This is a genomic window from Pseudomonas sp. NPDC087690, assembly GCF_044743175.1.
Taxonomy (GTDB): domain Bacteria; phylum Pseudomonadota; class Gammaproteobacteria; order Pseudomonadales; family Pseudomonadaceae; genus Aquipseudomonas.
Genome location: NZ_JBIUVX010000002.1, coordinates 248,843 through 274,017, shown reverse-complemented (window position 1 = coordinate 274,017; position 25,175 = coordinate 248,843). Strand labels below are relative to the sequence as shown.

The following is a 25,175-nucleotide window of genomic DNA, read 5'->3' as shown; positions in this document are numbered from 1 at the left end:
TCCGTTAGTTCGTATCGGAGGTGATATAGGGTTCCTGCATGTTTTTACTCAAACGCGACAGTCTGGCGTCGTTGTTGATCGCCTCCGCCATCAGCACGGCATGCCAGGCTGATGGCGATGAACAGTTCAATACGTCGTTTCTGCAAGGCGCCGCGTCCACCGTCGATGTGCAATCGCTGCTCGCCAGCAACAGCGTACTCCCCGGCAACTACCGGGTTGACCTCTACAGCAACGACACGCTGGTCGGTCGTCGCGACATCGATTTCCGACGCCACCCCGGCAGCGGCAAAATTCAGGCCTGCCTGACCCTGGAGACGGTCCAGCAGTTGGGCGTCGACATTGCCCGGTTGCAGGCCAGCGGCAAACTCGACGCTGACGATCCAAACGCCTGCCTCGACCTCCCCGCATTGATCGAGCATGCCACCGTGCGCTATGACGTGCCGCGCTTGCGTTTGCTGGTCAGCGTGCCGCAAAGCGCCATGGAGCGCGGTCGACGTGGCTACGTCGACCCGGCCCTGTGGGACGAAGGCGTGCCGGCGGCATTTATCAACTATCAAGTGAGCAGCAACCGCAATAGCACGCAGACCGCCGACACGATTTCCAACAACGTCGGCCTGCGCAACGGCATCAACCTCGGTGGCTGGCGCCTGCGCAACGAGTCCAACTTCAACAGCAGCACCGGCCAGCCGAGTACGTTCAAGAGCAACCGCAGCTATCTGCAACATGACCTGACCGCGCTGAAGGGCCAGTTTAGCGCCGGGGATATTTTTTCCGATGCCGACCTGTTCGACAGCGTGCGTTATCGCGGCCTGAAACTGGCTTCCGACGACGGCATGCGCGCCGACAGCGAACGCGGCTATGCACCGATCATTCGCGGGATTGCACAGTCCAGCGCCACCGTGGAAATTCGCCAGAACAACTACATCCTCTACACCACCAACGTGCCGCCGGGTCCATTCGAGATCAGCGATATTTATCCCAGTGGCTCCAACGGTGATCTGGAAGTGACGATTATCGAGGCCGACGGTCAGCGCCGGGTGACGGTGCAGGCGTTTTCCAGCCTGCCGATCATGGTGCGCCAAGGGCAGTTGAAATACAGCGTCTCGGTCGGCCGCTACAACAGCAACAGCGACGATCAGCAGTCGCCGCAGTTTCTCAGCAGCACGCTGGCCTATGGTGTCAGCAGTAACTTGTCCGGCATTGTCGGCGTACAAGCGACCGAGGACTTCCAGGCGTTGTCCGTGGGCGCAGGGCGCAATACACCCATCGGCGCCGTGTCGCTCGACGTGACGCATTCCGCCAGTCGCACCTTTGGCCAAGTGGTCAAAGGCAACAGCTTGCGGGCGCTGTACGCCAAGACCTTTACCGGTACCGACACCAGCTTCACCCTCGCTGCCTATCGCTATTCGACCGAGGGCTATCGCACCCTCACCGAGCACGTCGAGGAACTGAGCAACGAAGGCGAGAAGCGCACGGGCAACTCGAAAACCCGCACCGACCTGACCGTCAACCAGAGCCTGGGGCGTAACCAGCAATTTGGCAGCGTCTACCTCAACGCCAGTGACCAGCGCTATTGGGGCCGCGGTGGCTCGCAAAGCCTGTCGGCGGGTTACAGCAACTATTGGGGCGAAGTCAGTTACAACCTCGGCGCCACCTACACCAAGGATATCGGCAACTATGGGCCGGCGAACAACGACACCCTGGTCAACCTGTCACTGTCTTTTCCGCTGGGTTCGAAACCTCGTGCACCCCGCGCCTTTGTTTCCGCCAGTACACAGAAAGCCACCGACAGCACTCAGGTCGGGATCAACGGCTACCTGACGCAAGGCAGCGACACTTATTACTCGGTGCAGGGCGGCACCAGCAGCACCGGTGGCAGCAGCGGTTCAGCCAACCTCAGCACCCGCACCTCGGTGATGGACATCAGCGCCGGATACAGCCAGGGGCGCGGCTACAACTCGCAGAACCTTAATCTGGCCGGCTCGATCGTCGGTCACGGCGGCGGTATCAACCTGGGCCAAACCGTCGGTGAGACGTTTGCACTGGCGCAGGTCGAAGGCGTTTCCGGGGTGAAAATCGGCAGCTTCTCCGGGGCGAAAACCGGGCGTAACGGCTATGCCGTGGTGCCCAATGCGCAACCCTATCGGGTCAACTGGATCAACCTCGACACCCGCGATCTGGGCGCCGATATCGAAATTGACAATGCGACCCGGCAAGTGGTGCCGCGCCGTGGAGCAGTGGTGCTGGCGCGCTATGCCAGCAAGACTGGACGGCGCGTGCAATTTGCCTTGTTCGATGCGCAGCGCCAGCCGATCCCGTTCGGTGCTTCGCTGGAAGACAGCGCCGGCAAACAACTGGCGATCTCCGACCCGAGCGGCAAAGCACTGGCGCTGGTGGAAAGCGACACCGGCAGCCTCGTCATCGTCTGGCAAGGCCAGCGCTGCGAGGCGCCTTACACACTGCCGGAACGCAATAAGGCGCTGAACTATGAGCGGGTGTCGCTGGTGTGCCGGTAACACAAAATTCTAGCCCGCCACAGATCAATGTAGGAGTGAGCCTGCTCGCGATCAGGCCATCAGACGCACCATTGATGTTGACCGAAACAACGCCATCGCGAGCAGGCTCACTCCTACAAAGGGAACGCATTCCCAATGTAAGAGCGAGCCTGCTCGCGAAGGCCGCGCCTCGGTTCAAATAACCAGTTACGATCTAGAAATCGCGCTTGTAGAAAATATCCAGCGAACTGGCCACACCACTGGCCGCCTCGACATACACCTTCTTGCTCAGCTTGTAACGCAACGCGATGGTGCTGGCCGGTTCAAACACGCCGACGCCATAACGCAAACTGAGCTTCTCGGTAATATTGCCGCTGGCCACCACGCTGGTGGCATCGCCGCTGCCTGCGGTGTCGAGCTGGAAGTCCTGAATGCCCAGATCCTTGGCCAGGCCGCTGGTGACCCCGGAACTGCCCATCAAGCCCAGACCCAACGCCGCTTGCGCGAGCATGTTGTTGTCTTCGCCGCTGGTACTCAGCGGACGGCCCAGCACCAGATAGGACAAGGCCTGCTCCTGACTCATCGCCGGTTCGGAGAAGATCTGCGTGGTCGGTTGCTCAGCACTGCCACTGAGGCGGATACCGGCGATCACGTCGTCGGTCTGGCGAATCGCTTCGATGTCCAGATACGGCTGATCGAGGGGACCTGCGAACAACAGACGCGCACGCCGCACTTGCAGACGCTGGCCGTAGGCGCTGTAGCGGCCATCGTTGAGCCACAGTTCACCACGGGTGTCCATGTTGTCGCCAATGTGCACATGCCCTTGCACGTTGGCGGTCAGACCAAAGCCGGCAAAAGCCAGTTTGTCCTCACCGACCACCACGTCGATGTCCATTTTCATGGCCATCGGCGGTTTTCCCTCTTCGGTCTGCGCGCCGACGATGATCGTGTCGTCGGAGACTTTCACCGTTGACGGCGGCAGCTCCCGCACGGTGATTTCGCCTTTAGGCACCTGCACTTTGCCGGCGATTTTCAGTTCGTCGCCAGCCATGGAAATCTTCAGGTCCGGCGCCACTTCAAGCTTGGCGTACGGCTCGACGGTGACCGGTAATTGCGTGCCTTTCAATGCCAGATCAACCACCAGCGCCTGGCCCCAGGCAACGTTACCGTTGAGGCTGCCCTGCCCGCTCTTGCCGCTTTGCCAGCCGCCGTCGAGGCGTACCGATTCGCCGGCAATCAGGGCGGTGAGTTGCAGGTTCTGCAGCTCCATCGGCAACTCGGCGCCGGACACTTCGCCGTCGCTCAGTTGCACGGTGCCGTTGACCAGCGGCGCCAGCAATCCACCAGAGATGGTGCCGCTGCCGTTGAGGCGTCCGGTGAGTTTCTCGACCATCGGCACAAACGGCCGCGCCACCGACAAGTCCAGCCCGGAAAGACGGAACGAGCCGCTCAGTGGTTTGTTTTTCGGCAACGGATTGAGCTGCGCCTGCACCATCAGTTCGCCGAGTTTGCCGCCGACGAAATTGAGTTCGGTGTCGACGCGTTTCGGCGTCAGTTTGCTAGTGAGTTTCAGGGTCTGGTACGGGAAGTCCAGCCACTGATCCTTGTCCTTCATGCGCAAAGTGCCGCCGCTGGCGTCGACACTGACCACGCCGTTCGGGCCGCTGGCCGGCAGATCCAGTTGCAGATCGGCGTTGAGCCTGCCTTTCCAGGCGAAGTCTTTTGGCAGCCATTGCGCCAGGCTTTCGATCGGAAATTGCTTGAGGTGGTAGCGCAGTTTCGGCTCCGGCATCAGGCGCTGATCTTCACCACACAGGCTGGCATCGCCGGACACCCAGCAATGCGCGCCGAAGTTGATTTTGCCGTCGGCGAGACGTTCGAGTTTGGCCGGATTCTGCAGTTTCCAGTCCTGGCCGCCGGCCTGAATATCGCCGCTGGCCAGGCGCCCGCGCCAGTTGCCCTTGTCCAGATTGCCGTCCAGGCCAAGGGCCAGTTTCAGCTGCGGCCCGATCAGGTCGAGGTTGAGTTTCTGGTTCTTGATGTCGCCTTGAGCGCTGGCGGTCAACACGCCCAGGTTGGTATCGCCGGCCTGAATGCCGCTGCCCTTCAGATCGATTTTCGCCCGTTGCGCACTGTCGAGCGTGGCGTCGAGGTTGAGGCTTTGCAGGCGATTGTCCTGGAAGGCCAATTGCGAACCCTGCAGACCGAGCTTGCCCTGTGGCGCTTTCAACGTGCCGGCGACATTGACCTGGCCGTTGACCTGCCCGCGCAGTTGCGGCCAGAGCTGAGCCAGTCGCGACAACTTGATGTCGATCTGCCCGGTGAGTTTCTGTTGCAGGCTGCCCTTGCCGCTGATGCTGTTGTCGCCAAGGCGGATTTGCAGGGCATTCAGGTTCCATTGTTCACCAGCGCCGTCGGCCTTGGCCTGGAGGATCGCCGGTTGCCCGCGCAGTTTGCCTTTCAAGTCGAGGTCAGCGGTGAGGCTCAGGCGTTCATTCTTCATTTCGCCTTGGCTTTTCAGCGGCCCGGCCAAAGTGCCCGGCAACTCGGCGACCCAGTACGCTGGGTTGAGCGCCGACAGCTCCAGCGCCGTGTCCCAGGCGATGCCGTCGGCGAACTGGACGTTGACGTGCCCTTCCGCTTTGCCCTGCCCGGCCTCCATTTTCAACTGCGGCAAAGCGATCTGTTTAAGGCTGCCGCTGAACGGACTGCTCAGGGTAAACGCCCCCGCCGGGCCATCCAGCGCGGCGGCGAAATTGCCGAGGTATTGACCGTCGGTGTAGGAAACCTCGCCAGTGAAGGTGCGCAAAGCGACCTGTGGCTCGTCGATTTCGTTATAGAGCCGATGCCACGGAAAATCCTGCCAGTTGATGTTGGCTTGCGCGCTGAGGCCTTTGCTCCAGTCGACGCTGCCGGAGAGTTTCAGGCTTTGTTTGTCGTTGGCGGTCAGGTCGAGACCGGCAATCTGCGCGCCGCTGGCGTCGACCTTGCCTTTGAGCAGCAGCGCCACCGGGCCTTTATCAGCGGGCAGTGTGGCGTTGCCGTTGAGCTGATAACCGTTTTTCAGGTCGCCTTCGCCGGTCAGCAGCAGTTGATTGAGTTGCAGGGTGTCCGGCAGGTCAGCGCTCGGTTTGAACGCCTCGGAAGTGATGCGTACTTTTGCCGGCAGGTTTTCCGCCAGCGGTTGCAGTTGGCCACTCAACTGGCCGTCGAGGTAGCCCCGACTGTCGGCGTGCAGGTTGAGGGTTTTCAGCAGATCGCCGTCAACCTTTAACGCCAGCGTCCACGGATTGGTGCCCGGCGATGGCAACGTCAGGTCACCGGCCATGTTCAGCGGCCAGTTGCCGGTTGGCGCGAGGGTGCCGGACAGGTTCAGACTGAGGTCGTCGCGCTGCAATTTCACGCTGTCGATCTGCATGCCTTGGGCGGTCCAGTGCGCCGCCAGTTGCAAGCCCTTGAGCTGCTCGCTGCCGTTGAACAACAGGCTGCCGACCTGCACATCGCCCAATTCGATGGCCACCGGCAATTGCAGATCCGGCAGTTTGATCGGGCCACTCTCGGTGGTTTCTTCACTCGGCGGGAATTGCAGAATCACCTGATCAGCCTTGAGCTGTTCGATGCACAAGGTCATGCGCGTCAGGCACAGCGGCGACCAGGCGAAGATCGCCTTGTTCAGTTCGACGCGGCTGCTGTCTTGCTGCCACAGCAGATGATCGGCGCTCCATTGCCCACCGAGGCGACCCTGGAAATTCTCCACCGTCAGCCCCGGCACGAGGCCGAGCACCCAACGGCTGCCAGCCGCCGTGCCGAGTACGACGCTGATACTCAATACAATCAACAACACCAGCGCCAACAGCGCCAGTGCCGTTATTTTCAAACCACGCTTCACAGCTCAGGCCCCATGGAAAAGTGCAGCCGGATGCCGCCGTCGTCATCGAGTGCGTGGGCCAGGTCGAGGCGGATCGGCCCCACCGGCGAGACCCAGCGCACACCAATACCGACTCCGGTCTTGAGGTTCGGCAGTTCGAGTTTGTTGAAAGAGTTGCCCTGGTCGACGAAGGTCGCGACGCGCCATTTCTCGGCGATCGAGTATTGATACTCGACGCTACCGGCGACCATGTAGCGGCCACCGATGCGATCACCGTCGGAGTTTTTCGGCGACAGGCTCTGGTAGTCGTAACCGCGCACGCTCTGATCGCCACCGGCGAAGAAGCGCAGCGACGGCGGAATCGAGTTGTAGCCATTGGTGGCGCTGCCGCCGACTTGAACACGACCGAGCAAGCGGTGTTTGTCGAACACCGTGGTCAGCCCCTTGACCAGCGCGGTGCCATATAAAAGGTTGTTGTCCGAGCCGAGGCCTTCTTTCGCCACTTTGCTTTCGAAGCTCAGGCGATAGCCGTTGTGCGGGTCGATGCGGTTGTCGCTTTTCAGGTACGAATAACTGATGCCGGGCATCAGCAAGGTACTCAGGCCCGAGTCGTCGCCGAGTTCATATTCCTCGCGCTGCCACTTCAGCGAAATCACCCGCTGCCAGCCGCTCGGTAATTTGCTGTGCCATTCCGGGCCGAAGGTCAGCAGTTTGCTCAGTGTGTCGGAGCCGTCGATGTCTTCGAATTGATAACCGCCGGCCCAACGCAGTTTGTCGGTCAGCGGCGGGTCGAGCGGGATGTCATAGAACAGCCCGACGTTTTGTCGTGGCGCCGACAGTTCGGCTTCCCAGCCATAGCTGTCGCCTTGTGGGTTGACCCAGTGGCGTGTCCAGTTGGCTTTGATGCGCGGGCCGACGTCGGTCGAATAACCGAGACCCAGGCCCATGGTGCGCGGCTTGCGCGTGTCGAGTTTGACGTCCACCGGGATTACGTCGTTTTTCGCGGCAGTCGGCGCCGCGTCGACGCGTACGCCTTCGAAGTAACCGCTCGATTGCAGATCACGGTTGAGTTCGGCGATCAGCTCGGAGTCGTACGGTTCGCCTTCCTTGAACGGCACCATGCGTTGCAGCAGGTCTTCGTCGAACGGCGTGTCGCCTTCGAATTTGACTTTGCCCAGCGCATAACGCGGGCCGCTTTCGTAGATCAGTTCGACGTCGGCGACACCGGCGCGCGGGTCGACCAGGAGTTTCTGACTGGTGAAATGGCCACTGAAGAAACCGAAGCGCGAGGCCTGATTCTGAATCAGTCGTTTGGCGTCTTCGTAACGGCCATGGTTGAGCACCGCGCCGGACTTGAGCACGTCGCTTTTCGGGACACGAAAGGATTTGAGGGAGGCAGCCGGACCGTCAACACGGATGGTAACGTTGTGCAGGCGGATCGGCTCGCCGGGATCGATGTTCAGCACCAGACGCGGTTTTTTGCCGCCCTTGACGTCACTTTCGATCTGCGGCTGGTAGTAGCCCAACGCCTGAGCCGCTTTGCGCGCCTGCTCTTCGGCACCGCGACTGAAGCGCTGCAGGGCTTCTTCGTCACGATCGCCGAGGCTGCCGATATAGCCTTCTATATTGGCCTTGAGTTCATCGTTGGACGGTTTGATCCGCACATCCAATTCACTTTGCGCCAGCGCCGCGCAGCTGGTTAACAGCATGAGCACGCCACTGGTAAATCTTCCTGGAAACTTCATAGGCGCGGATGCTATCACGGGCTTGGGAGCGTGATAGAACAGGAAATTTCCCAAGAAGTTCGATTGTCATGCTGTTGCAGTTTGTAACACCTGCGGATTGGCGTGGAAAAACACGTGTTCGCGCACCGGCCCGACAGCAACTTCGCCGATCTCTTGGTAACCCTGCCTTTTATAGAATTCCAGATAGCGCGGGTTGCCGGTGTCGAGCACCACGCCTTGCGAGGTTTCGTCCACCGCGCACCAGTTGTGTACGGCAGTCAGCAGTTGCTCGCCAAAGTGCTTGCCCTGAAATTGTGGGTGAATCCCCAGCAATGGCAGCATGTGCACCGAATCGCTGGGTACGCAGGCAGCCACGGCATCGTGGTATTCCAGATAGCGGCGGGTACAGCGGAAACCGGTGCTGAGCACCATGCGCAGGCGCCACGCCCAACTCTCGGTGATGCCCAGGCGACGTTGCGGCGGCGCGATCAGGGCGATGCCGATCAAGCGGTCATTGACCAGCAAGCCGATGGCGGGCAGATCCTGAAGGAAGTGTTGTTTGACCAGTTCACGCACCGTCGCCCGCACGCGCTGTTCGTAGCCGGGGCGCTCGGCTTCGAACAGGTAGCCGAAGGTCGGTTCGTGGCGATAGGCCTGATAAAGCAGCGAGCGGGCTTCGCGGGAATAACCGCGGTCGAGCATATGAATGTCGGCGATGGCGGTCTGGGTTTCAGGCATGACGGTGATTCTCCCCGGGGCGCGTTCAAATGGCGGCGCTCTTGTTGGTACGAACCTTTTACGGGTGGCGTGGTTCCCCACAGGTATAGACCAAGTCGGCATCTTCATCGACTGGGCGGGCGCTATCGCGAGCAGGCTCACTCCTACATTTGGAATGCGTTCCCCTGTAGGAGTGAGCCTGCTCGCGATGGCGCCATTGCAGACACCACCAATCCCACAGGCCAAAATGATTTCTCCTACACTGGCCCATTTCCCCCCTGTCAGCTAGCATCGCCCTTTTGCCAGGACTGCCGACCATGAAGATCGTTTCCTTCAACATCAACGGACTGCGCGCCCGTCCGCATCAGCTGGCAGCGCTGATCGAAAAACATCAGCCGGACGTGATCGGCCTGCAGGAAACCAAGGTCCACGACGACCAGTTCCCGCTCGAAGAAGTCCGCGCCCTCGGCTACCACGTTTATTTCCATGGCCAGAAAGGCCATTACGGCGTGGCGATGCTCTCGCGCAAGGAGCCGATCGCCATCCATAAAGGTTTCGCCACCGACGAAGAAGACGCCCAGCGCCGCTTTATCTGGGGCACCTTCGCCGACGCCAATGGCGTGCCGGTGACCATCATGAACGGCTATTTCCCCCAGGGTGAAAGCCGCGACCATCCGACCAAATTCCCGGCCAAGCAGCGTTTCTACAGCGATCTGCAAGCGCTGCTGGAAAGCCAGTTCCACAACGAACAGCCGCTGGTGGTGATGGGCGATGTGAACATTTCCCCGGAAGACTGCGACATCGGCATCGGCCCGGACAACATGAAGCGCTGGCTGAAAACCGGCAAATGCAGCTTCCTGCCGGAAGAACGCGAGTGGATGGCGCGCCTGAAGAACTGGGGTTTGACCGACAGTTATCGTCACCTGAATCCGGACGTGACCGACATGTTCAGCTGGTTCGACTACCGCAGCCGAGGCTTTGAAGATGAGCCGAAGCGTGGCCTGCGCATTGATGTGATTCTGGCGTCCCATGGTTTGTTGCCACGGGTGAAGGCAGCGGGCGTGGACTACGAACTGCGCGGGATGGAAAAACCGTCCGATCATGCGCCGATCTGGCTTGAACTAAGCTGATCCCAAGCCTTACGCAATCCCTGTAGGAGTGAGCCTGCTCGCGATAGCGGTGGATCAGTCGACATAAATGTTGACCGGTACACCGCTATCGCGAGCAGGCTCACTCCTACATTGGTTAGTTGTCATCTTTCGGTCACGCGCCTGACTTAATCTCCCCGGCAATCCCCTTGGCTTGATTCGGTGCCGGCATGACCCTGCGTGTTCTGTTCGTTTTTCTGCTGAGCGCATGGCTGACGGTGTCTGCCGCCGTTTTGCCGGTGCCGGACGACGGCCCGGCGTTGCGCATTCAAGGCTCCAACACCATCGGCGCCGAACTCGGCCCGGCGCTGGTTGAAGGTTTGCTGCAGGAACAAGGCCTGCTGAAAATCCACCGCGAAACCCCGGACAACGCCAACGAACAGCGCATTGTCGGCCAGACTGCGCAAGGTAAACGCGTGGTCATCGAAGTCGCCGCCCATGGCTCCAGCACCGGTTTCGCCGCATTGAAAAACGCCAGCGCCGATCTGGCTGCGTCTTCCCGCGAGATCAAAGACAGCGAGTTGCAGACTTTGCAATCGCTCGGCGATCTGAAAAGCCCTGCCGCCGAACAAGTCATCGCCATCGATGGCCTGGCGATCATCCTGCATCCCGATAATCCGCTGCAGCAACTGGACACTGAGCAACTGGCGCGGATCTTTGCCGGCGAAGTGAAAAGCTGGGAAGACCTCGGTGGGCGCGGCGGTTCGATTCATTTATATGCGCGCGATGATCAATCCGGCACCTACGACACGTTTAAAGAACTGGTCCTCAGTCGTCGCGGGAAAAGTCTGAGCAGCAACGCGAAAAGGTTTGAGTCCAGCGAGCAATTGTCCGACGCCGTCAGCACGGATCCGCAGGGCATCGGTTTCATCGGTTTGCCTTACGTGCGTCAGGCCAAAGCCGTGGCCATCGCCGATGGCGCGTCGCAATCAATGTTGCCGCAGAACAGCCTGATCGCCACAGAAGACTATCCACTGTCGCGGCGCTTGTTCTTCTATCTGCCACCCAACAGCAAAAATCCCTGGACACAGGCCTTGGTGACGTTTGCGCAAAGTCGTCAGGGTCAGGCGATCGTCGCCGCCAACGGTTTTATCAGCCAGACCGTGCACGCCATGAGCGTCGCGCCGAATGCGCTGATGCCCGAGGGTTATCAATCCCTCAGCCGTCACGCCCAGCGTCTGACAGTGAATTTCCGTTTTGAAGAAGGCAGCGCGAACCTCGACAACAAGGCGCGTCAGGATCTGTCGCGGGTGATCGACTATATAAAGAGGCATGACAAGAGCGAGCGTGCGGTGACACTGGTCGGGTTTGGTGATGCCAAGGATGACCCCGCGCGGGCGGATCTGCTGTCGAAGCTGCGGGCGATGGCGGTGCGGCGGGAGTTGGTGAAGAACGGCGTGGTGTTGCGCGAGGTTCGCGGGTTTGGCGCGTTGATGCCGGTGGCGGCGAACAATGCGGATGAGGGGCGGATCAAGAATCGCCGGGTTGAGGTTTGGGTGTATTGATATCACCAGATCGTTCCCACGCTCCGCGTGGTAACGCCGCCATGGACGCTCCGCGTCCAATGTGACGCAGAGCGTCACGGGATGCATTCCCACGCAGAGCGTGGGAACGATCAGGTGGATCAGCGCTCGCTACGCAGCATTTCCTTCGGCACATACTTGCCGATCTCGAACTTGCCGATCGCCGCGCGGTGTACTTCGTCCGGGCCATCGGCCAGACGCAATGTCCGTTGCATCGCATACATATAAGCCAGCGGGAAATCGTTCGACACCCCTGCCCCGCCATGCATCTGGATCGCCCGGTCGATCACGCGCAGCGCGACGTTCGGCGCCACAACCTTGATCTGCGCGATTTCGCTTTTCGCCACTTTGTTACCGACGGTGTCCATCATGTACGCCGCTTTCAATGTCAGCAGGCGCGCCATGTCGATTTCCATCCGCGAGTCGGCGATCTTGTCGACGTTACCGCCCAGACGCGCCAGCGGTTTGCCAAAAGCAGTGCGGCTCACCGAGCGCTTGCACATCAATTCCAGGGCACGTTCGGCCATGCCGATCGAACGCATGCAGTGGTGAATTCGGCCTGGGCCAAGACGACCCTGGGCGATTTCGAAACCGCGTCCTTCACCGAGCAGGACGTTTTCGTACGGCACGCGCACGTTGTCGAACAGCACTTCGGCGTGGCCGTGTGGTGCATCGTCGTAACCGAACACCGGCAACGGACGGACAATCTTCACGCCGGGGGTGTCGACTGGCACAAGGATCATCGAGTGCTGCGCATGACGCGGTGCATCGGGATTGCTCAGGCCCATGAAGATGAGGATCTTGCAGCGCGGGTCGCAGGCGCCGGAGGTCCACCATTTTTTACCGTTGATCACCCACTCGTCGCCATCACGCACGGCGCGGGCGGCCATGTTGGTGGCGTCGGACGAGGCGACGTCCGGTTCGGTCATGGCGAATGCCGAGCGGATTTCGCCGCGCAGCAGCGGTTCGAGCCAGCGCTGTTTCTGTTCTTCGTTGGCGTAGCGCACCAGCACTTCCATGTTGCCGGTGTCCGGTGCCGAGCAGTTGAACGGCTCAGGCCCGAGCAAGGAGCGGCCCATGATTTCCGCCAGTGGCGCGTATTCGAGGTTGCTCAGACCGGCACCGAGTTCCGATTCCGGCAGGAACAGATTCCACAGGCCTTCGGCTTTGGCACGGGCTTTGAGCTCTTCCATGATCGCCGTCGGCTGCCAGCGATCGCCTTCGGAGACCTGGCGCTCGAACACGGCTTCGGCCGGGTAAACGTATGTGTCCATGAACGCTGTCACGCGCTCACGCAGTTCTTGCACCTTGGGCGAATAAGCGAAATCCATGAGCAGCTCCCGATGGTTAAGGCAGTTCTTTGGCAGAGGTTGTTTCAGTCATGCAATCGATGCTAGAACAGCGTTGATAATTTACCTAGCCTATTCTCGGCGTGTATAAACATTCATCACCGATATATGATCGGCTGATTGCCAGCCCCTAAAACACCGCCCTAAATAACAAGAGAAGCCGCGTTATGAATCTGAGTAAGGTCGACCTCAACCTTTTCATCGTCTTCGACGCGATCTATACCGAAGCCAACCTGACCCGCGCCGGGCAGATTGTCGGCATCACTCAGCCAGCGGTATCCAACGCATTGGCACGGTTGCGCGAGACCTTTAACGATCCGCTGTTCGTGCGCACCGCGCAGGGCATGGTGCCGACGCCGATGGCGCAGAACATCATCGGCCCGGTGCGCAACGCTCTGTCGTTGCTGCGCGTGTCGGTTCAGGAAAGTCGCATATTCAACCCGGCGCAAGCGGTCAAGACTTACCGCATCAGCATGACTGACCTCACCGAAGCGGTGATTCTGCCGCCGCTGTTTCAGCGCCTGCGCCGCCTGGCGCCGACCGTCATCATTGAAAGTTTTCTGTCCAAGCGCCGCGAGACCACCAAAGAGCTGGCCGCCGGGCGTCTGGATTTCGCCGTGGATGCGCCGCTCAACACCGACCCGCAGGTGCGTCACGTCAAGCTGATGGAAGACCGTTACGTCTGCGCAATGCGCAAGGGTCATCCGATGGCGGGCAAGGAAAAACTGTCGCTGGATGATTATCTGTCGCTGACGCATATCCATATTTCAAGCCGCCGCAGTGGTCTGGGCTATGTCGATCTGGCGCTGGGTAAAATGGGCATTCAGCGCAAGATTGCCCTGCGTTCGCAGCATTACTTGATGGCGTCGCAGGTGATGCAGCAGACCGACATGGTCATGACCGTGCCGGAGCGCTTTGCCCGTCGGCATGAACTGCAGGCGTTCAATCTGCCAGTCAATGATGTGCCGCCGGTGGAGACGCACCTGTATTGGCATGAAAGCACTGACCAGGACCCGGCGAATCGCTGGATGCGCGAGCAGATGATCGAGTTGTGCCAGCAGGTGACGGCGCAGGAGAAGAAGCTCGATAAGGTGTAGGGCTTTGAACCGCGGCGCTGCTATCGCGAGCAGGCTCACTCCTGCATGTGGAATGCGTTCCCTGTAGGAGCGAGCCTGCTCGCGATGAGGCCAGCATGAACACCACAGATCATCCTGCTTGACGTAAACGTCAACCTGCCATTAGCTTAGCGCCAAGTCCTTTTTCCGAGCGCTTCCATGAGCAGTCAGACCTACAGCATTTCCGACCTCGCCCGCGAGCTGGACATCACCACCCGGGCGATCCGCTTTTATGAAGAGCAAGGCCTGCTCAGCCCTGAGCGCCGCGGCCAGGAACGCATCTATTCGCCGCGCGACAAGGTCAGCCTGAAGCTGATCCTGCGCGGCAAACGCATCGGTTTCTCCCTGGCCGAATGCCGCGAACTGATCGAGCTCTACGATCCGTCCAGCGGTAACACCAAACAACTCAACAGCATGCTGGCGAAAATCAGCGAACGCCGCGAACAGCTTGAGCAGCAGTTGCTCGATATCGAACAGATGAAGCTGGAACTCGATACGGCTGAAGAGCGCTGCGTGCAGGCGCTGGAGCAAACCCTCAAAAGCCAGCAGGCGATCTGACAAACAACACAAATCCCCTGTAGGAGTGAGCCTGCTCGCGATAGCGGTGTATCAGTCGAACAAATATTATCTGACACACCGCTATCGCGAGCAGGCTCACTCCTACAAGGGTTCTCCACGAATTCAAAAGAGCAGGTCCACCGCCATGTCCCTCCCCTCCCAAGTACGTCTGATCGAAGTCGGCCCGCGCGATGGCCTGCAGAACGAAGCCCAGCCGATCAGCGTTGCCGACAAGGTGCAACTGGTCGATGCCCTCAGCGCCGCCGGCCTTGGCTATATCGAGGTCGGCAGTTTCGTTTCGCCCAAATGGGTGCCGCAGATGGCCGGTTCCGCCGAGGTGTTCGCGCAGATCCAGCGCAAACCCGGCGTGACCTACGGCGCACTGGCACCGAACCTGCGCGGGTTCGAAGACGCCATCGCCGCCGGGGTCAAGGAAGTCGCGGTGTTCGCCGCTGCGTCCGAAGCGTTCTCGCAGCGCAACATCAACTGCTCGATCAGCGAAAGCCTGGCGCGCTTTGCGCCGATCATGGACGCGGCGAAACAACACGGCGTTACCGTGCGCGGTTACGTGTCCTGTGTGCTCGGTTGCCCGTACGAAGGCACGGTGGCGCCGGAGCAAGTGGCGATGGTCGCGCGAGAGCTATACGCGATGGGCTGCTACGAAGTATCGCTGGGCGACACCATCGGCACCGGCACGGCTGGCGCGACTCGCCGCTTGTTTGAAGTGGTATCAGCGCAAGTTCCACGGGAGAAACTCGCCGGGCATTTCCACGACACTTACGGCCAGGCCATGGCCAACATCTACGCCAGCCTGCTCGAAGGCATTTCGGTGTTCGACAGCTCTATCGCGGGCCTCGGCGGCTGTCCGTACGCCAAAGGCGCGAGCGGTAACGTTGCCACCGAAGACGTTGTGTACCTGCTCAATGGCCTCGGTATCGAAACCGGAATCGACCTGGACGCCTTGATTGCCGCGGGTCAGCAGATCAGCGCAGTGCTCGGCCGCCCGAGCGGTTCGCGCGTGGCCAAGGCTCGAAGCGCACAGTGAGGGGGGAAGGTGTTACCGCTGTGTCGGGAATGTGGGGTTCAAGCGAGTAACACGGAAACAAATTGTCTGGTTTCGCTGGAGTGAAAATTCGCTGAAATTCTCAAGCCTTTGTTTTATAAGGTTTTTTTAAAAGTTGGCACGGCTTCTGCTATCTCTATGGCATAACAAGAATAAAAAGCAGCAAACCAATAAAAATAAGACGTAACGACTCTGACATAACAAAAACAACACGGCAGAGACGCAGCTAACAGATTTTTTTGGAGAAGGTGTGCTTTTCAGGGTGCTCTCAGGAGTGACCCGCAACCGGGCAGAGAACAATAAAACTACCGTCAGGTAGCCCCCGAATCGGTTGGATCGTTTAACGAGAAAGCAGATCAGCGCTCAAAAAAATACGTTTGCTCTTGACCCCGGATGGGGGTCGCCAAAAACAGCGGTAAAGGGCCACGGTTGCCAAAAACAACAACAGACCGACCCTCAATAATAAAAAAAGAGCACGCAACGACAAAATTAAAGGGGAGCCTCGGCTCCCCTTTGTGCTTTCTGCAATTTGTGTTTTCACTGCGTATCCCTTGTAGGAGTGAGCCTGCTCGCGATAGCGTCGTGTCAGTCGATGAAAATATTGACTGGTAAACCGCTATCGCGAGCAGGCTCACTCCTACAGGGGGTTCGTGTCAGGCCTGCTTTTCGCGTAGCTCTTCGATACTGATCTCGCGCATCCTGAATTTCTGAATCTTGCCCGTCACCGTCATCGGAAACTCTTCAACGAACTTGAAGTGCCGTGGCGTCTTGAAGTGCGCGATGCGCTCCTTGCACCAGGTTTGCAGTTCCAGTTCGGAAGCGTTGTGGCCGGGATGGAATTTGATCCAGGCAACAATCTCCTCACCGTAACGCGAGCATGGAATGCCGATCACCTGCACGTCCGCCACCGCCGGATGGGTGAAGAAAAACTCTTCCAGCTCACGCGGGTAAATGTTTTCGCCGCCGCGAATGATCATGTCCTTGTTACGCCCGGCGATATTGACGTAACCCTCCTCGTTCATGCTCGCCAAGTCGCCGGTATGCATCCAGCCTGCCTCATCGATGGCTTCGGCCGTGGCTTGCGGATTGTTCCAGTAACCGAGCATCACGCTGTAACCACGGGTGCACAGTTCGCCGATGGTGCCGCGCGGCACGAGGTTGCCGGCCTCGTCGATGATCTTGCTTTCCAGTTGCGGCTGGGTGCGGCCGACAGTGGTCACGCGTAACTCCAGCTCATCGTTCGGCCCGGTTTGCAGCGACACCGGGCTGGTTTCAGTCATGCCGTAGGCGATCTGCACTTCGCTCATGTGCATTTCGCTGATGACTCGACGCATGACTTCGATCGGGCACGTGGCGCCGGCCATGATTCCGGTGCGCAGGCTCGACAGATCGAATTCGGCGCGTTGCGGCTGGTCGAGCATGGCGATGAACATGGTCGGCACGCCGTAGAGGCCGGTGGCTTTTTCTTCGGCGACGGTTTGCAGGGTCAACAACGGGTCGAACGCGTCGTTGGGGTAAATCATCGTGCTGCCGTGGGTGATGCAACCCAGGTTGCCCATGACCATGCCGAAGCAGTGGTACAGCGGCACCGGGATCACCAGACGATCGCGTGGGGTCAGGCCAATGCTTTCGCCAACCATGTAACCGTTGTTGAGGATGTTGTAGTGGCTGAGGGTCGCGCCCTTGGGGAAGCCGGTGGTGCCGGAGGTGTACTGGATGTTTACCGGTTGATCGAAGTGCAGGCTGTCGCTGCGTTCGCTGAGTTGTTGTGAGGAGATGCTCGCGGCCATATCCGCGAGTTGCGACCACGGCAGAAAGCCTGAAGGGGGTTGTGCGTCGAGGCTGATCACCCCGCGCAAGTCCGGTAGACGCTCGCTGCGCAGTTGGCCGATGGATTGTTCGGTCAGTTCCGGCACCAGGCCCTGCAACATCCCGTGGTAGTTGGAGGATATGAACGCCCCGGCGCAGACCAGCCATTGGCAGCCGGATTGTTTCAGCACGTATTCCAGTTCTGAGCTGCGGTAGGCCGGGTTGACGTTGACCAGGATCACGCCGATTTTCGCTGTGGCGAATTGGGTGATGCACCACTGTGCACAGTTTGGAGCCCAGATACCAAGGCGATCGCCGGCCTGCAAACCCAGGGCGAGCAGCGCTTTGGCATGCAGGTCCACCGCGTCGGCCAGTTGTCGCCAGGAATAGCGCAGTTGCTGATGGCGCACGACGAGCGCTTCACCGTTGGGGTATCGCGCAACGGTCTGATCGAACTTCTGCCCGATGGTCATCGCCAGCAAGGCTTTGTCCTGAGAGCCACGGGTATAGCTGCGCTGCGGGTTTGCACTGGGTTGATCCATGACGACCCCTATTGTCTTTATTTATGGGTTGCCGACGGTCACTTGCAGGAGTGAGCCTGCTCGCGACCTCGATCCATCAGTCAACATTTACGTCGACTGACACAACGCGATCGCGAGCAGGCTCACTCCTACAAAAACTAATCAGCTTTCAATCTTGAACTGCCCCTACTCTCGCTCAAGTTGACGTTAACGTAAAGGGCGATTGACAGCCATCCGTCACAGGCTTACGTTAACGTAAAGGTGAGAGCTAGTGACCGCTCTCCCCACCCTACAAAAAAGCCAAAAGGTGACCCATGACCTACCCATCCCTGAACTTCGCCCTCGGTGAAACCATCGACATGCTGCGCGATCAGGTTCAGTCCTTTGTTGCCAAGGAGATCGCTCCGCGCGCTGCGCAGATCGACAGCGACAACCTGTTCCCCGCCGACATGTGGCGCAAATTCGGTGACATGGGCCTGCTCGGCATCACCGTGTCGGAAGAGTACGGCGGCGCGGGTCTGGGTTACCTGGCGCACGTGGTGGCGATGGAAGAAATCAGCCGTGGCTCGGCCTCGGTGGCTTTGTCCTACGGCGCGCACTCCAACCTCTGCGTCAACCAGATCAACCGCAACGGCAACCACGAACAAAAAACCAAATACCTGCCCAAGCTGATCAGCGGCGAGCACGTCGGCGCATTGGCGATGAGCGAACCCAATGCCGGTTCCGACGTGGTGTCGATGAAGCTGCGCGCCGACAAGCGCGGCGACCGTTTCGTCCTCAACGGCAGCAAAACCTGGATCACCAACGGCCCTGACGCCAACACTTACGTGATCTACGCCAAGACCGATCTGGAAAAAGGCCCGCACGGCATCACCGCCTTCATCGTCGAGCGCGACTGGAAAGGCTTCAGCCGCAGCAACAAGTTCGACAAGCTCGGCATGCGCGGTTCCAACACCTGCGAGCTGTTTTTCGATGACGTCGAAGTGCCGGAAGAAAACATCCTCGGCGTGCTCAACGGCGGCGTCAAAGTACTGATGAGCGGCCTCGATTACGAGCGAGTGGTTCTTTCTGGTGGCCCGACCGGGATCATGCAGTCGTGCATGGACCTGATCGTGCCGTACATCCACGATCGCAAACAGTTCGGCCAGAGCATCGGTGAATTCCAGCTGATCCAGGGCAAAGTCGCCGACATGTACACCCAACTCAACGCCAGCCGCGCCTATCTCTATGCGGTTGCCCAGGCTTGCGAGCGTGGCGAAACCACCCGTAAAGATGCCGCCGGGGTAATCCTCTACACCGCCGAACGCGCCACGCAAATGGCCCTCGACGCGATCCAGATTCTCGGCGGTAACGGTTACATCAACGAATTCCCGGCGGGCCGTCTGCTGCGTGACGCCAAGCTGTACGAAATCGGTGCCGGCACCAGTGAGATCCGTCGCATGCTGATCGGTCGCGAACTGTTCAACGAAACCCGCTAAACGGAGCTGACCATGGCTACCCTGCACACTCAGCTCAATCCTCGTTCAGCGGAATTCGTCGCCAACAGCGCGGCGATGCTCAAACAGGTCGACGCCCTGCACACTCTGCTCGCCCAAGTGGCGCAGGGTGGCGGCGCTAAAGCCCAGGAACGCCATACCTCGCGCGGCAAACTGCTGCCGCGCGAACGCATCAACCGCTTGCTCGATCCAGGCTCACCGTTTCTGGAAATCAGCCAACTGGCCGCTCACGCCGTTTACGGTGAAGACGTACCCGCCGCTGGCGTGATTGCCGGGATCGGCCGGGTCGAAGGCGTCGAATGCATGATCGTCGCCAACGACGCGACGGTTAAGGGCGGCTCGTACTATCCGCTGACCGTGAAGAAACACCTGCGCGCACAAACCATCGCGCAGCAGAATCGTCTGCCGTGCATTTATCTGGTGGACTCCGGTGGCGCCAACCTGCCGCGTCAGGACGAAGTGTTTCCGGATCGCGAGCACTTCGGGCGGATCTTCTTCAATCAGGCCAACATGAGCGCAATGGGTATTCCGCAGATCGCTGTGGTCATGGGCTCCTGCACCGCTGGTGGCGCTTATGTGCCAGCCATGGCGGATGAAGCGATCATGGTGCGCAATCAGGCAACGATTTTCCTCGCCGGCCCGCCACTGGTGAAAGCCGCGACCGGTGAAGTGGTCAGCGCCGAAGAGTTGGGCGGTGCCGATGTGCACTGCAAGATTTCCGGGGTCGCCGACCATTACGCCGAGAGCGACGAACACGCCCTCGCCCTCGCCCGCCGCAGCGTTGCCAACCTCAACTGGCGCAAGCTCGGCGAAGTGCAGCAGCGCGCGCCGATTGCGCCGCTGTACAGCAGCGACGAGTTGTACGGCGTGGTTTCCGCCGATGCCAAGCAGCCGTTCGACGTGCGCGAAGTGATTGCGCGGCTGGTCGACGGTTCGGTGTTCGATGAATTCAAAGCGCTGTTCGGCACTACGCTGGTCTGTGGCTTTGCGCATCTTCACGGTTACCCGATCGCGATTCTGGCGAACAACGGCATCCTCTTCGCCGAAGCCGCGCAGAAAGGCGCGCACTTCATCGAGCTGGCTTGCCAACGCGGCATTCCGCTGCTGTTTCTGCAGAACATTACCGGCTTCATGGTCGGGCAGAAATACGAAGCCGGAGGCATCGCCAAGCACGGCGCGAAACTCGTAACGGCGGTGGCTTGCGCCAAGGTGCCGAAATTCACCGTGATCATCGGCGGCAGCTTTGGCGCGGGTAACTACGGCATGTGCGGTCGCGCTTACGATCCACGATTCCTGTGGATGTGGCCGAACGCGCGGATCGGCGTGATGGGCGCCGAGCAGGCCGCTGGTGTGTTGGTGCAGGTCAAGCGCGAACAGGCTGAGCGTAGCGGCCAGACCTTTAGTGCCGCGCAGGAAACCGAGATCAAGCAGCCGATCCTCGACCAATACGAAGAGCAGGGTCACCCCTACTATTCCAGCGCACGGCTGTGGGACGACGGCGTCATCGACCCGGCGCAGACCCGCGATGTGCTGGCCCTGGCCTTGTCCGCGTCGTTGAACGCGCCAATCGAACCGAGCCGCTTCGGCGTGTTCCGGATGTGATTTTTTGTGGGAGCGAGCCTGCTCGCGAATACGGTTTGTCAGATAGCGGATACGTCGACTGATACATCGCTTTCGCGAGCAGGCTCGCTCCCACAGGAACCGTGGAGACGGATGAATATGAGCGATTTCAACACCCTCGAACTGCAAAGCGATCCACGCGGTTTCGCGACGCTGTGGCTCAACCGTGCGGAAAAGAACAACGCCTTCAACGCCGAGATGATCCGTGAACTGATCCTCGCCCTCGACAAGGTTGCCAGTGACGCCAGCCTGCGTTTCCTGCTGGTGCGCGGCCGTGGCAAGCATTTCAGCGCCGGCGCTGATCTGGCGTGGATGCAGCAATCAGCCGAACTCGATTACCACACCAATCTCGACGACGCCCGCGAGCTGGCCGAGCTGATGTACAACCTCGCCAAGCTGAAAATCCCGACCCTGGCCGTGGTGCAAGGCGCGGCGTTTGGTGGCGCGCTCGGGCTGATCAGTTGCTGCGACATGGCGATTGGCGCCGATGATGCGCAGTTCTGCCTATCGGAAGTGCGTATCGGTCTGGCGCCCGCGGTGATCAGCCCGTTCGTGGTGCAAGCCATTGGCGAGCGTGCAGCGCGGCGTTATACGCTGACCGCTGAACGTTTTGGCGGTCAGCGGGCGCGGGAAATTGGGTTGTTGTCCGACAGCTATCCGGCTGCCGAACTGGATGAGCAAGTCGAACAATGGATCAACAATTTGCTGCTCAACAGCCCTGCCGCCATGCGCGCCAGCAAAGACTTGTTGCGTGAAGTCGGCAACGGCGCACTGACCCCGGCGCTGCGTCGCTACACCGAAAATGCCATCGCCCGCATTCGCGTCAGCCCTGAGGGCCAGGAAGGCTTGCGCGCCTTTCTGCAAAAACGTTCGCCGAACTGGCAAGCCGCAACCACCACCAAGGAGCCGCGTTGATGAGCGCACCTGTTCTCACCACCCTGCTGGTGGCCAACCGTGGCGAAATCGCTTGCCGCGTGATGCGCACCGCCAAAGCGCTGGGCCTGACGACCGTCGCCGTACACAGTGCCACTGACCGCGAAGCGCGGCACAGCCGTGAAGCGGATATCCGTGTTGACCTGGGCGGCAGCAAAGCCGCCGAGAGTTATCTGCAAATCGACAAATTGATCGCCGCGGCCAAGGCCAGCGGCGCGCAGGCGATTCATCCAGGTTATGGTTTTCTGTCGGAGAACGCCGGATTTGCTCGCGCCATCGAAGCGGCGGGGCTGATCTTCCTTGGTCCACCCGCTTCGGCCATCGATGCCATGGGCAGCAAGTCCGCCGCCAAAGCTTTGATGGAAACCGCCGGCGTGCCGCTGGTACCGGGTTATCACGGCGAAGCGCAGGATCTGGATACCTTCCGCGCTGCTTGCGAACGCATCGGGTATCCAGTGTTGCTCAAGGCAACTGCCGGCGGCGGTGGCAAAGGCATGAAAGTGGTCGAGGAGGTCAGCCAACTGGCCGAAGCCCTCGCCTCTGCGCAACGGGAAGCGCTGTCGTCGTTCGGCGACTCACGAATGCTGGTGGAGAAGTATCTGCTCAAACCACGTCACGTGGAAATCCAGGTATTCGCCGATCAGCATGGCAACTGCCTGTACCTCAATGAGCGTGATTGCTCGATTCAGCGACGCCATCAGAAAGTCGTCGAAGAAGCTCCGGCACCGGGTTTGTCCGGGGAGCTGCGTCGCGCGATGGGCGAAGCCGCCGTGCGTTCGGCGCAGGCGATCGGTTATGTCGGCGCCGGTACAGTGGAGTTTTTGCTGGATGCGCGCGGCGAGTTTTTCTTTATGGAGATGAACACGCGGCTACAGGTTGAGCACCCTGTGACCGAGGCGATCACTGGTCTGGATCTGGTGGCCTGGCAAATCCGCGTGGCCCGTGGTGAAGCGCTGCCGATCACTCAGACGCAAGTGCCGCTCAATGGCCATGCGATTGAAGTGCGCTTGTATGCCGAAGATCCATCGAATGACTTCCTGCCGGCCACCGGACGTCTGGACTTGTATCGCGAGTCCGCTGCGGGACCCGGGCGTCGAGTCGATAGCGGGGTTGAAGAAGGCGATGAGATTTCACCGTTCTATGACCCGATGCTCGGCAAGCTGATTGCCTGGGGTGAGGATCGTGAGCAGGCACGCCTGCGTTTGCTGAGCATGCTGGATGAATTCGCGATTGGTGGTTTGAAGACCAACATCAACTTCTTGCGGCGGATCATCGCGCACCCGGCTTTCGCCGCGGCGGAGCTGGATACCGGGTTTATTCCGCGTTATCAGGAACAGTTGCTGCCGGTAGCGGGCACGTTGAGCGAAGCGTTCTGGGAAGCCGCGGCTCAAGCGGTGGCACAGAGTCTGCCTCAACTTGCGCGCCTGGATGACCCTGCTTCGCCGTGGTCGCTGAACAGCGGGTTGCGCGCGGGTCTGCCTCCGGAAGTTACGCTGCATTTGAGTTGTGAGGGGCAGGATCGAGCGCTGACGCTGAGTGCCGCGGGCCACGGCAAACTGATCGACGAGCAACTCATCGTTGAACACGACGGGGTACGTCGCACGTTGCGCGCTATCCGCCAAGGCGATGCGTTGTACCTGCAATGGGAAGGCGAGTTGCGCCGGATTACCATGCACGACCCGATCAGTGCCGTCGAAGCCAGTCACAGTCATCAAGGCGGCCTGACTGCACCGATGAACGGCAGCATCGTCCGGGTGCTGGTCGAGGCTGGCCAATCGGTCGAGGCCGGTGCGCAACTGGTGGTGCTGGAAGCGATGAAGATGGAACACAGCATCCGTGCGCCCCACGCTGGAGTGATCAAAGCGCTGTATTGCCAGGAAGGCGAAATGGTCGGCGAAGGCAGCGCTTTGGTTGAATTGGAAGCTGTGTGAAGTGAGGATCGATCCTACGCCGGGCGCGGATCGATCTGACTAGTAACGCGCCGTTGCCTGAACCACAACACCGATGATTCGACACTCATCGGTGAACAGGGCTTTCGGCCAGGTTGGATTGAGCGGCACCAGATAACGCTGGCCGCCCTCTTCGTCTAGCTTGCGGAATATCGCTTCCTCGCTGCCCTGCCACTGGGCGATCACCAGCTTGCCGGGCACCGCCTCCACCTCCGGATCGACCAGAATCAGCATGCCTTCGGCAATGCTTTGGCCACTCGGCGCGGTCATCGAGTTACCCGTGACCGTCAGCCAGAACGCTGCGCCTCGGGAGTGGTAATCCGTCAGTTGAAAACGCTGTTTATCCGCTGCCGGAGTGTAGGCTGACTGCCCGCTCTCGCGTACCTCGCACGGCGTGTGCCAATCGCTGACCGGGTAGCGGAAGTACGGGTTGTACTTCTGCGCCAGCGGCATCTCGTCGTCCGGCGTCAGTGGCGGCTCGCGAATCACCAGCACCACTTCAAGGAAGTCCATGCCCAGCGCATGCAATACGCGGTTCATTTCCGTTATGCCGGGTTCGCGACGTTTGTTCAGCCAATGGCCGATCCCGCCCTGGGACATGCCGACGCGCTCTCCGAGCTCTGTTTGAGTGATTTTGAGCTCACTCATCTTGGCCTTGACCAGCTCAATCCATTTATCCATGTGCGGCACCTTACTCGGCCGCCTTCGGCCGACAAAACACATATTGTAGTATTTAAATTCTGGTCACAACTACGTATCGTACTATGCTGCGAACACGGATTTTCAATGTGACAAGGAGTGACCTCTCATCATGGATATCAGCAGCAAAGACTTGCCCGACCTGCAAATGGACACCACGTTCACCTCGCCCCAAGGCAATGCCGCGGCGCAGCGAGCGCTGGACTATTACTTGAAACCAGCTGTTTCAGAACCTGAGGTCGATGAGCGTTTCTTCGACGTCAATCGTCATGTCAGCGGCGAAGAAGCCTTGGTGCACGCGTCGGATTTATTGCGCTGTGCAGCCGCCACCGCGTGCAAGGCCGCAGAAAACCTGCAGGGCGCAAGTCGCGATCTGGCTTTTTCGGTGGTGCATATGGTGGATATGGCGCGGGCGATGGTCGACCATTCGATCGACGGCGATGAAATCTGAGGACGGATCAGGACGGACGAGAAAGAATTCTCCCATCGCACAGATAAAAACATTTGACTTGCAAATGATAATGATTATTATTGCAAGCAGCTGGTCGCGAGATCAGTCGATGGACCAGAGACCTTAGGTCGGTCTTC

Annotated in this window: 17 protein-coding genes; 11 read left to right on the top strand and 6 right to left on the bottom strand. The window is 59.8% G+C overall.

Annotated elements, in window-relative coordinates; translation table 11 throughout:
* The first annotated feature begins 38 nt into the window (after window positions 1–38).
* Window positions 39–2,516: a fimbria/pilus outer membrane usher protein gene (locus ACIPIZ_RS05320; RefSeq protein WP_401164423.1), complete on the top strand. Its 2,478-nt coding sequence runs from the start codon at window positions 39–41 to the stop codon at window positions 2,514–2,516.
* Between the two features lie 193 nt (window positions 2,517–2,709).
* Here the strand turns inward: ACIPIZ_RS05320 and ACIPIZ_RS05315 are convergent, their stop codons facing one another.
* The 3 genes from ACIPIZ_RS05315 to ACIPIZ_RS05305 form a co-directional block, all read right to left on the bottom strand.
* Window positions 2,710–6,384: a translocation/assembly module TamB domain-containing protein gene (locus ACIPIZ_RS05315; protein ID WP_401164420.1), complete on the bottom strand. Its 3,675-nt coding sequence runs from the start codon at window positions 6,382–6,384 to the stop codon at window positions 2,710–2,712.
* The gene (locus ACIPIZ_RS05310) at window positions 6,381–8,108 is read right to left on the bottom strand and encodes an autotransporter assembly complex family protein (RefSeq protein WP_401164419.1); all 1,728 of its coding nucleotides are present in this window, start codon (window positions 8,106–8,108) and stop codon (window positions 6,381–6,383) included. Before ACIPIZ_RS05310 ends, ACIPIZ_RS05315 begins: the two co-directional genes overlap by 4 nt.
* Window positions 8,109–8,174: 66 nt before the next feature.
* The gene (locus ACIPIZ_RS05305) at window positions 8,175–8,825 is read right to left on the bottom strand and encodes an N-acetyltransferase (RefSeq protein WP_064389274.1); all 651 of its coding nucleotides are present in this window, start codon (window positions 8,823–8,825) and stop codon (window positions 8,175–8,177) included.
* A gap of 296 nt (window positions 8,826–9,121) precedes the next feature.
* Between ACIPIZ_RS05305 and xthA the strand changes: the two genes are divergently transcribed.
* Both xthA and ACIPIZ_RS05295 read left to right on the top strand, forming a co-directional pair.
* Entirely contained in the window at window positions 9,122–9,934 is an 813-nt protein-coding gene (xthA, locus tag ACIPIZ_RS05300; protein WP_064389273.1) for an exodeoxyribonuclease III, read from the top strand.
* Window positions 9,935–10,122: 188 nt separating this feature from the next.
* A complete protein-coding gene (locus ACIPIZ_RS05295) occupies window positions 10,123–11,457 on the top strand; it encodes a substrate-binding domain-containing protein (protein WP_105704879.1) in 1,335 nt (444 codons plus the stop codon).
* Window positions 11,458–11,576: 119 nt separating this feature from the next.
* Here the strand turns inward: ACIPIZ_RS05295 and ACIPIZ_RS05290 are convergent, their stop codons facing one another.
* Entirely contained in the window at window positions 11,577–12,806 is a 1,230-nt protein-coding gene (locus ACIPIZ_RS05290) for an acyl-CoA dehydrogenase (RefSeq protein WP_064389271.1), read from the bottom strand.
* 185 nt (window positions 12,807–12,991) lie between these two features.
* Between ACIPIZ_RS05290 and ACIPIZ_RS05285 the strand changes: the two genes are divergently transcribed.
* From ACIPIZ_RS05285 to ACIPIZ_RS05275, 3 genes are all read left to right on the top strand, one after another.
* Window positions 12,992–13,921: a LysR family transcriptional regulator gene (locus ACIPIZ_RS05285; RefSeq protein WP_016986544.1), complete on the top strand. Its 930-nt coding sequence runs from the start codon at window positions 12,992–12,994 to the stop codon at window positions 13,919–13,921.
* A gap of 177 nt (window positions 13,922–14,098) precedes the next feature.
* Complete coding sequence (locus ACIPIZ_RS05280; protein WP_042559912.1) at window positions 14,099–14,497, top strand: MerR family DNA-binding transcriptional regulator; 399 nt, start codon at window positions 14,099–14,101, stop codon at window positions 14,495–14,497.
* Window positions 14,498–14,642: 145 nt separating this feature from the next.
* Window positions 14,643–15,542, top strand: a complete 900-nt coding sequence (locus ACIPIZ_RS05275; protein WP_122854285.1) for a hydroxymethylglutaryl-CoA lyase — start codon at window positions 14,643–14,645, stop codon at window positions 15,540–15,542.
* Between the two features lie 671 nt (window positions 15,543–16,213).
* Here the strand turns inward: ACIPIZ_RS05275 and ACIPIZ_RS05270 are convergent.
* Window positions 16,214–17,911: an AMP-binding protein gene (locus tag ACIPIZ_RS05270; protein WP_401164413.1), complete on the bottom strand. Its 1,698-nt coding sequence runs from the start codon at window positions 17,909–17,911 to the stop codon at window positions 16,214–16,216.
* A 293-nt stretch (window positions 17,912–18,204) separates the two neighbouring features.
* Between ACIPIZ_RS05270 and ACIPIZ_RS05265 the strand changes: the two genes are divergently transcribed.
* The 4 genes from ACIPIZ_RS05265 (at window position 18,205) to ACIPIZ_RS05250 (ending at window position 23,870) form a co-directional block, all read left to right on the top strand.
* Complete coding sequence (locus ACIPIZ_RS05265) at window positions 18,205–19,368, top strand: isovaleryl-CoA dehydrogenase (RefSeq protein WP_401164412.1); 1,164 nt, start codon at window positions 18,205–18,207, stop codon at window positions 19,366–19,368.
* Window positions 19,369–19,380: 12 nt separating this feature from the next.
* Complete coding sequence (locus ACIPIZ_RS05260) at window positions 19,381–20,988, top strand: carboxyl transferase domain-containing protein (protein WP_401164410.1); 1,608 nt, start codon at window positions 19,381–19,383, stop codon at window positions 20,986–20,988.
* 117 nt (window positions 20,989–21,105) lie between these two features.
* On the top strand, window positions 21,106–21,921 hold the full coding sequence (locus tag ACIPIZ_RS05255) for a gamma-carboxygeranoyl-CoA hydratase (RefSeq protein WP_401164408.1): 816 nt from the start codon (window positions 21,106–21,108) through the stop codon (window positions 21,919–21,921).
* A complete protein-coding gene (locus ACIPIZ_RS05250; RefSeq protein WP_105704873.1) occupies window positions 21,921–23,870 on the top strand; it encodes an acetyl/propionyl/methylcrotonyl-CoA carboxylase subunit alpha in 1,950 nt (649 codons plus the stop codon). Before ACIPIZ_RS05255 ends, ACIPIZ_RS05250 begins: the two co-directional genes overlap by 1 nt.
* Window positions 23,871–23,909: 39 nt before the next feature.
* Here ACIPIZ_RS05250 and ACIPIZ_RS05245 read toward each other — a convergent pair whose 3' ends face one another.
* The gene (locus ACIPIZ_RS05245) at window positions 23,910–24,569 is read right to left on the bottom strand and encodes a LexA family transcriptional regulator (RefSeq protein WP_105704872.1); all 660 of its coding nucleotides are present in this window, start codon (window positions 24,567–24,569) and stop codon (window positions 23,910–23,912) included.
* A 130-nt stretch (window positions 24,570–24,699) separates the two neighbouring features.
* Here ACIPIZ_RS05245 and ACIPIZ_RS05240 point away from each other — a divergent pair, with 130 nt between their 5' ends.
* Window positions 24,700–25,038: a DUF6124 family protein gene (locus ACIPIZ_RS05240; RefSeq protein ID WP_105704871.1), complete on the top strand. Its 339-nt coding sequence runs from the start codon at window positions 24,700–24,702 to the stop codon at window positions 25,036–25,038.
* Window positions 25,039–25,175: the final 137 nt, after the last annotated feature.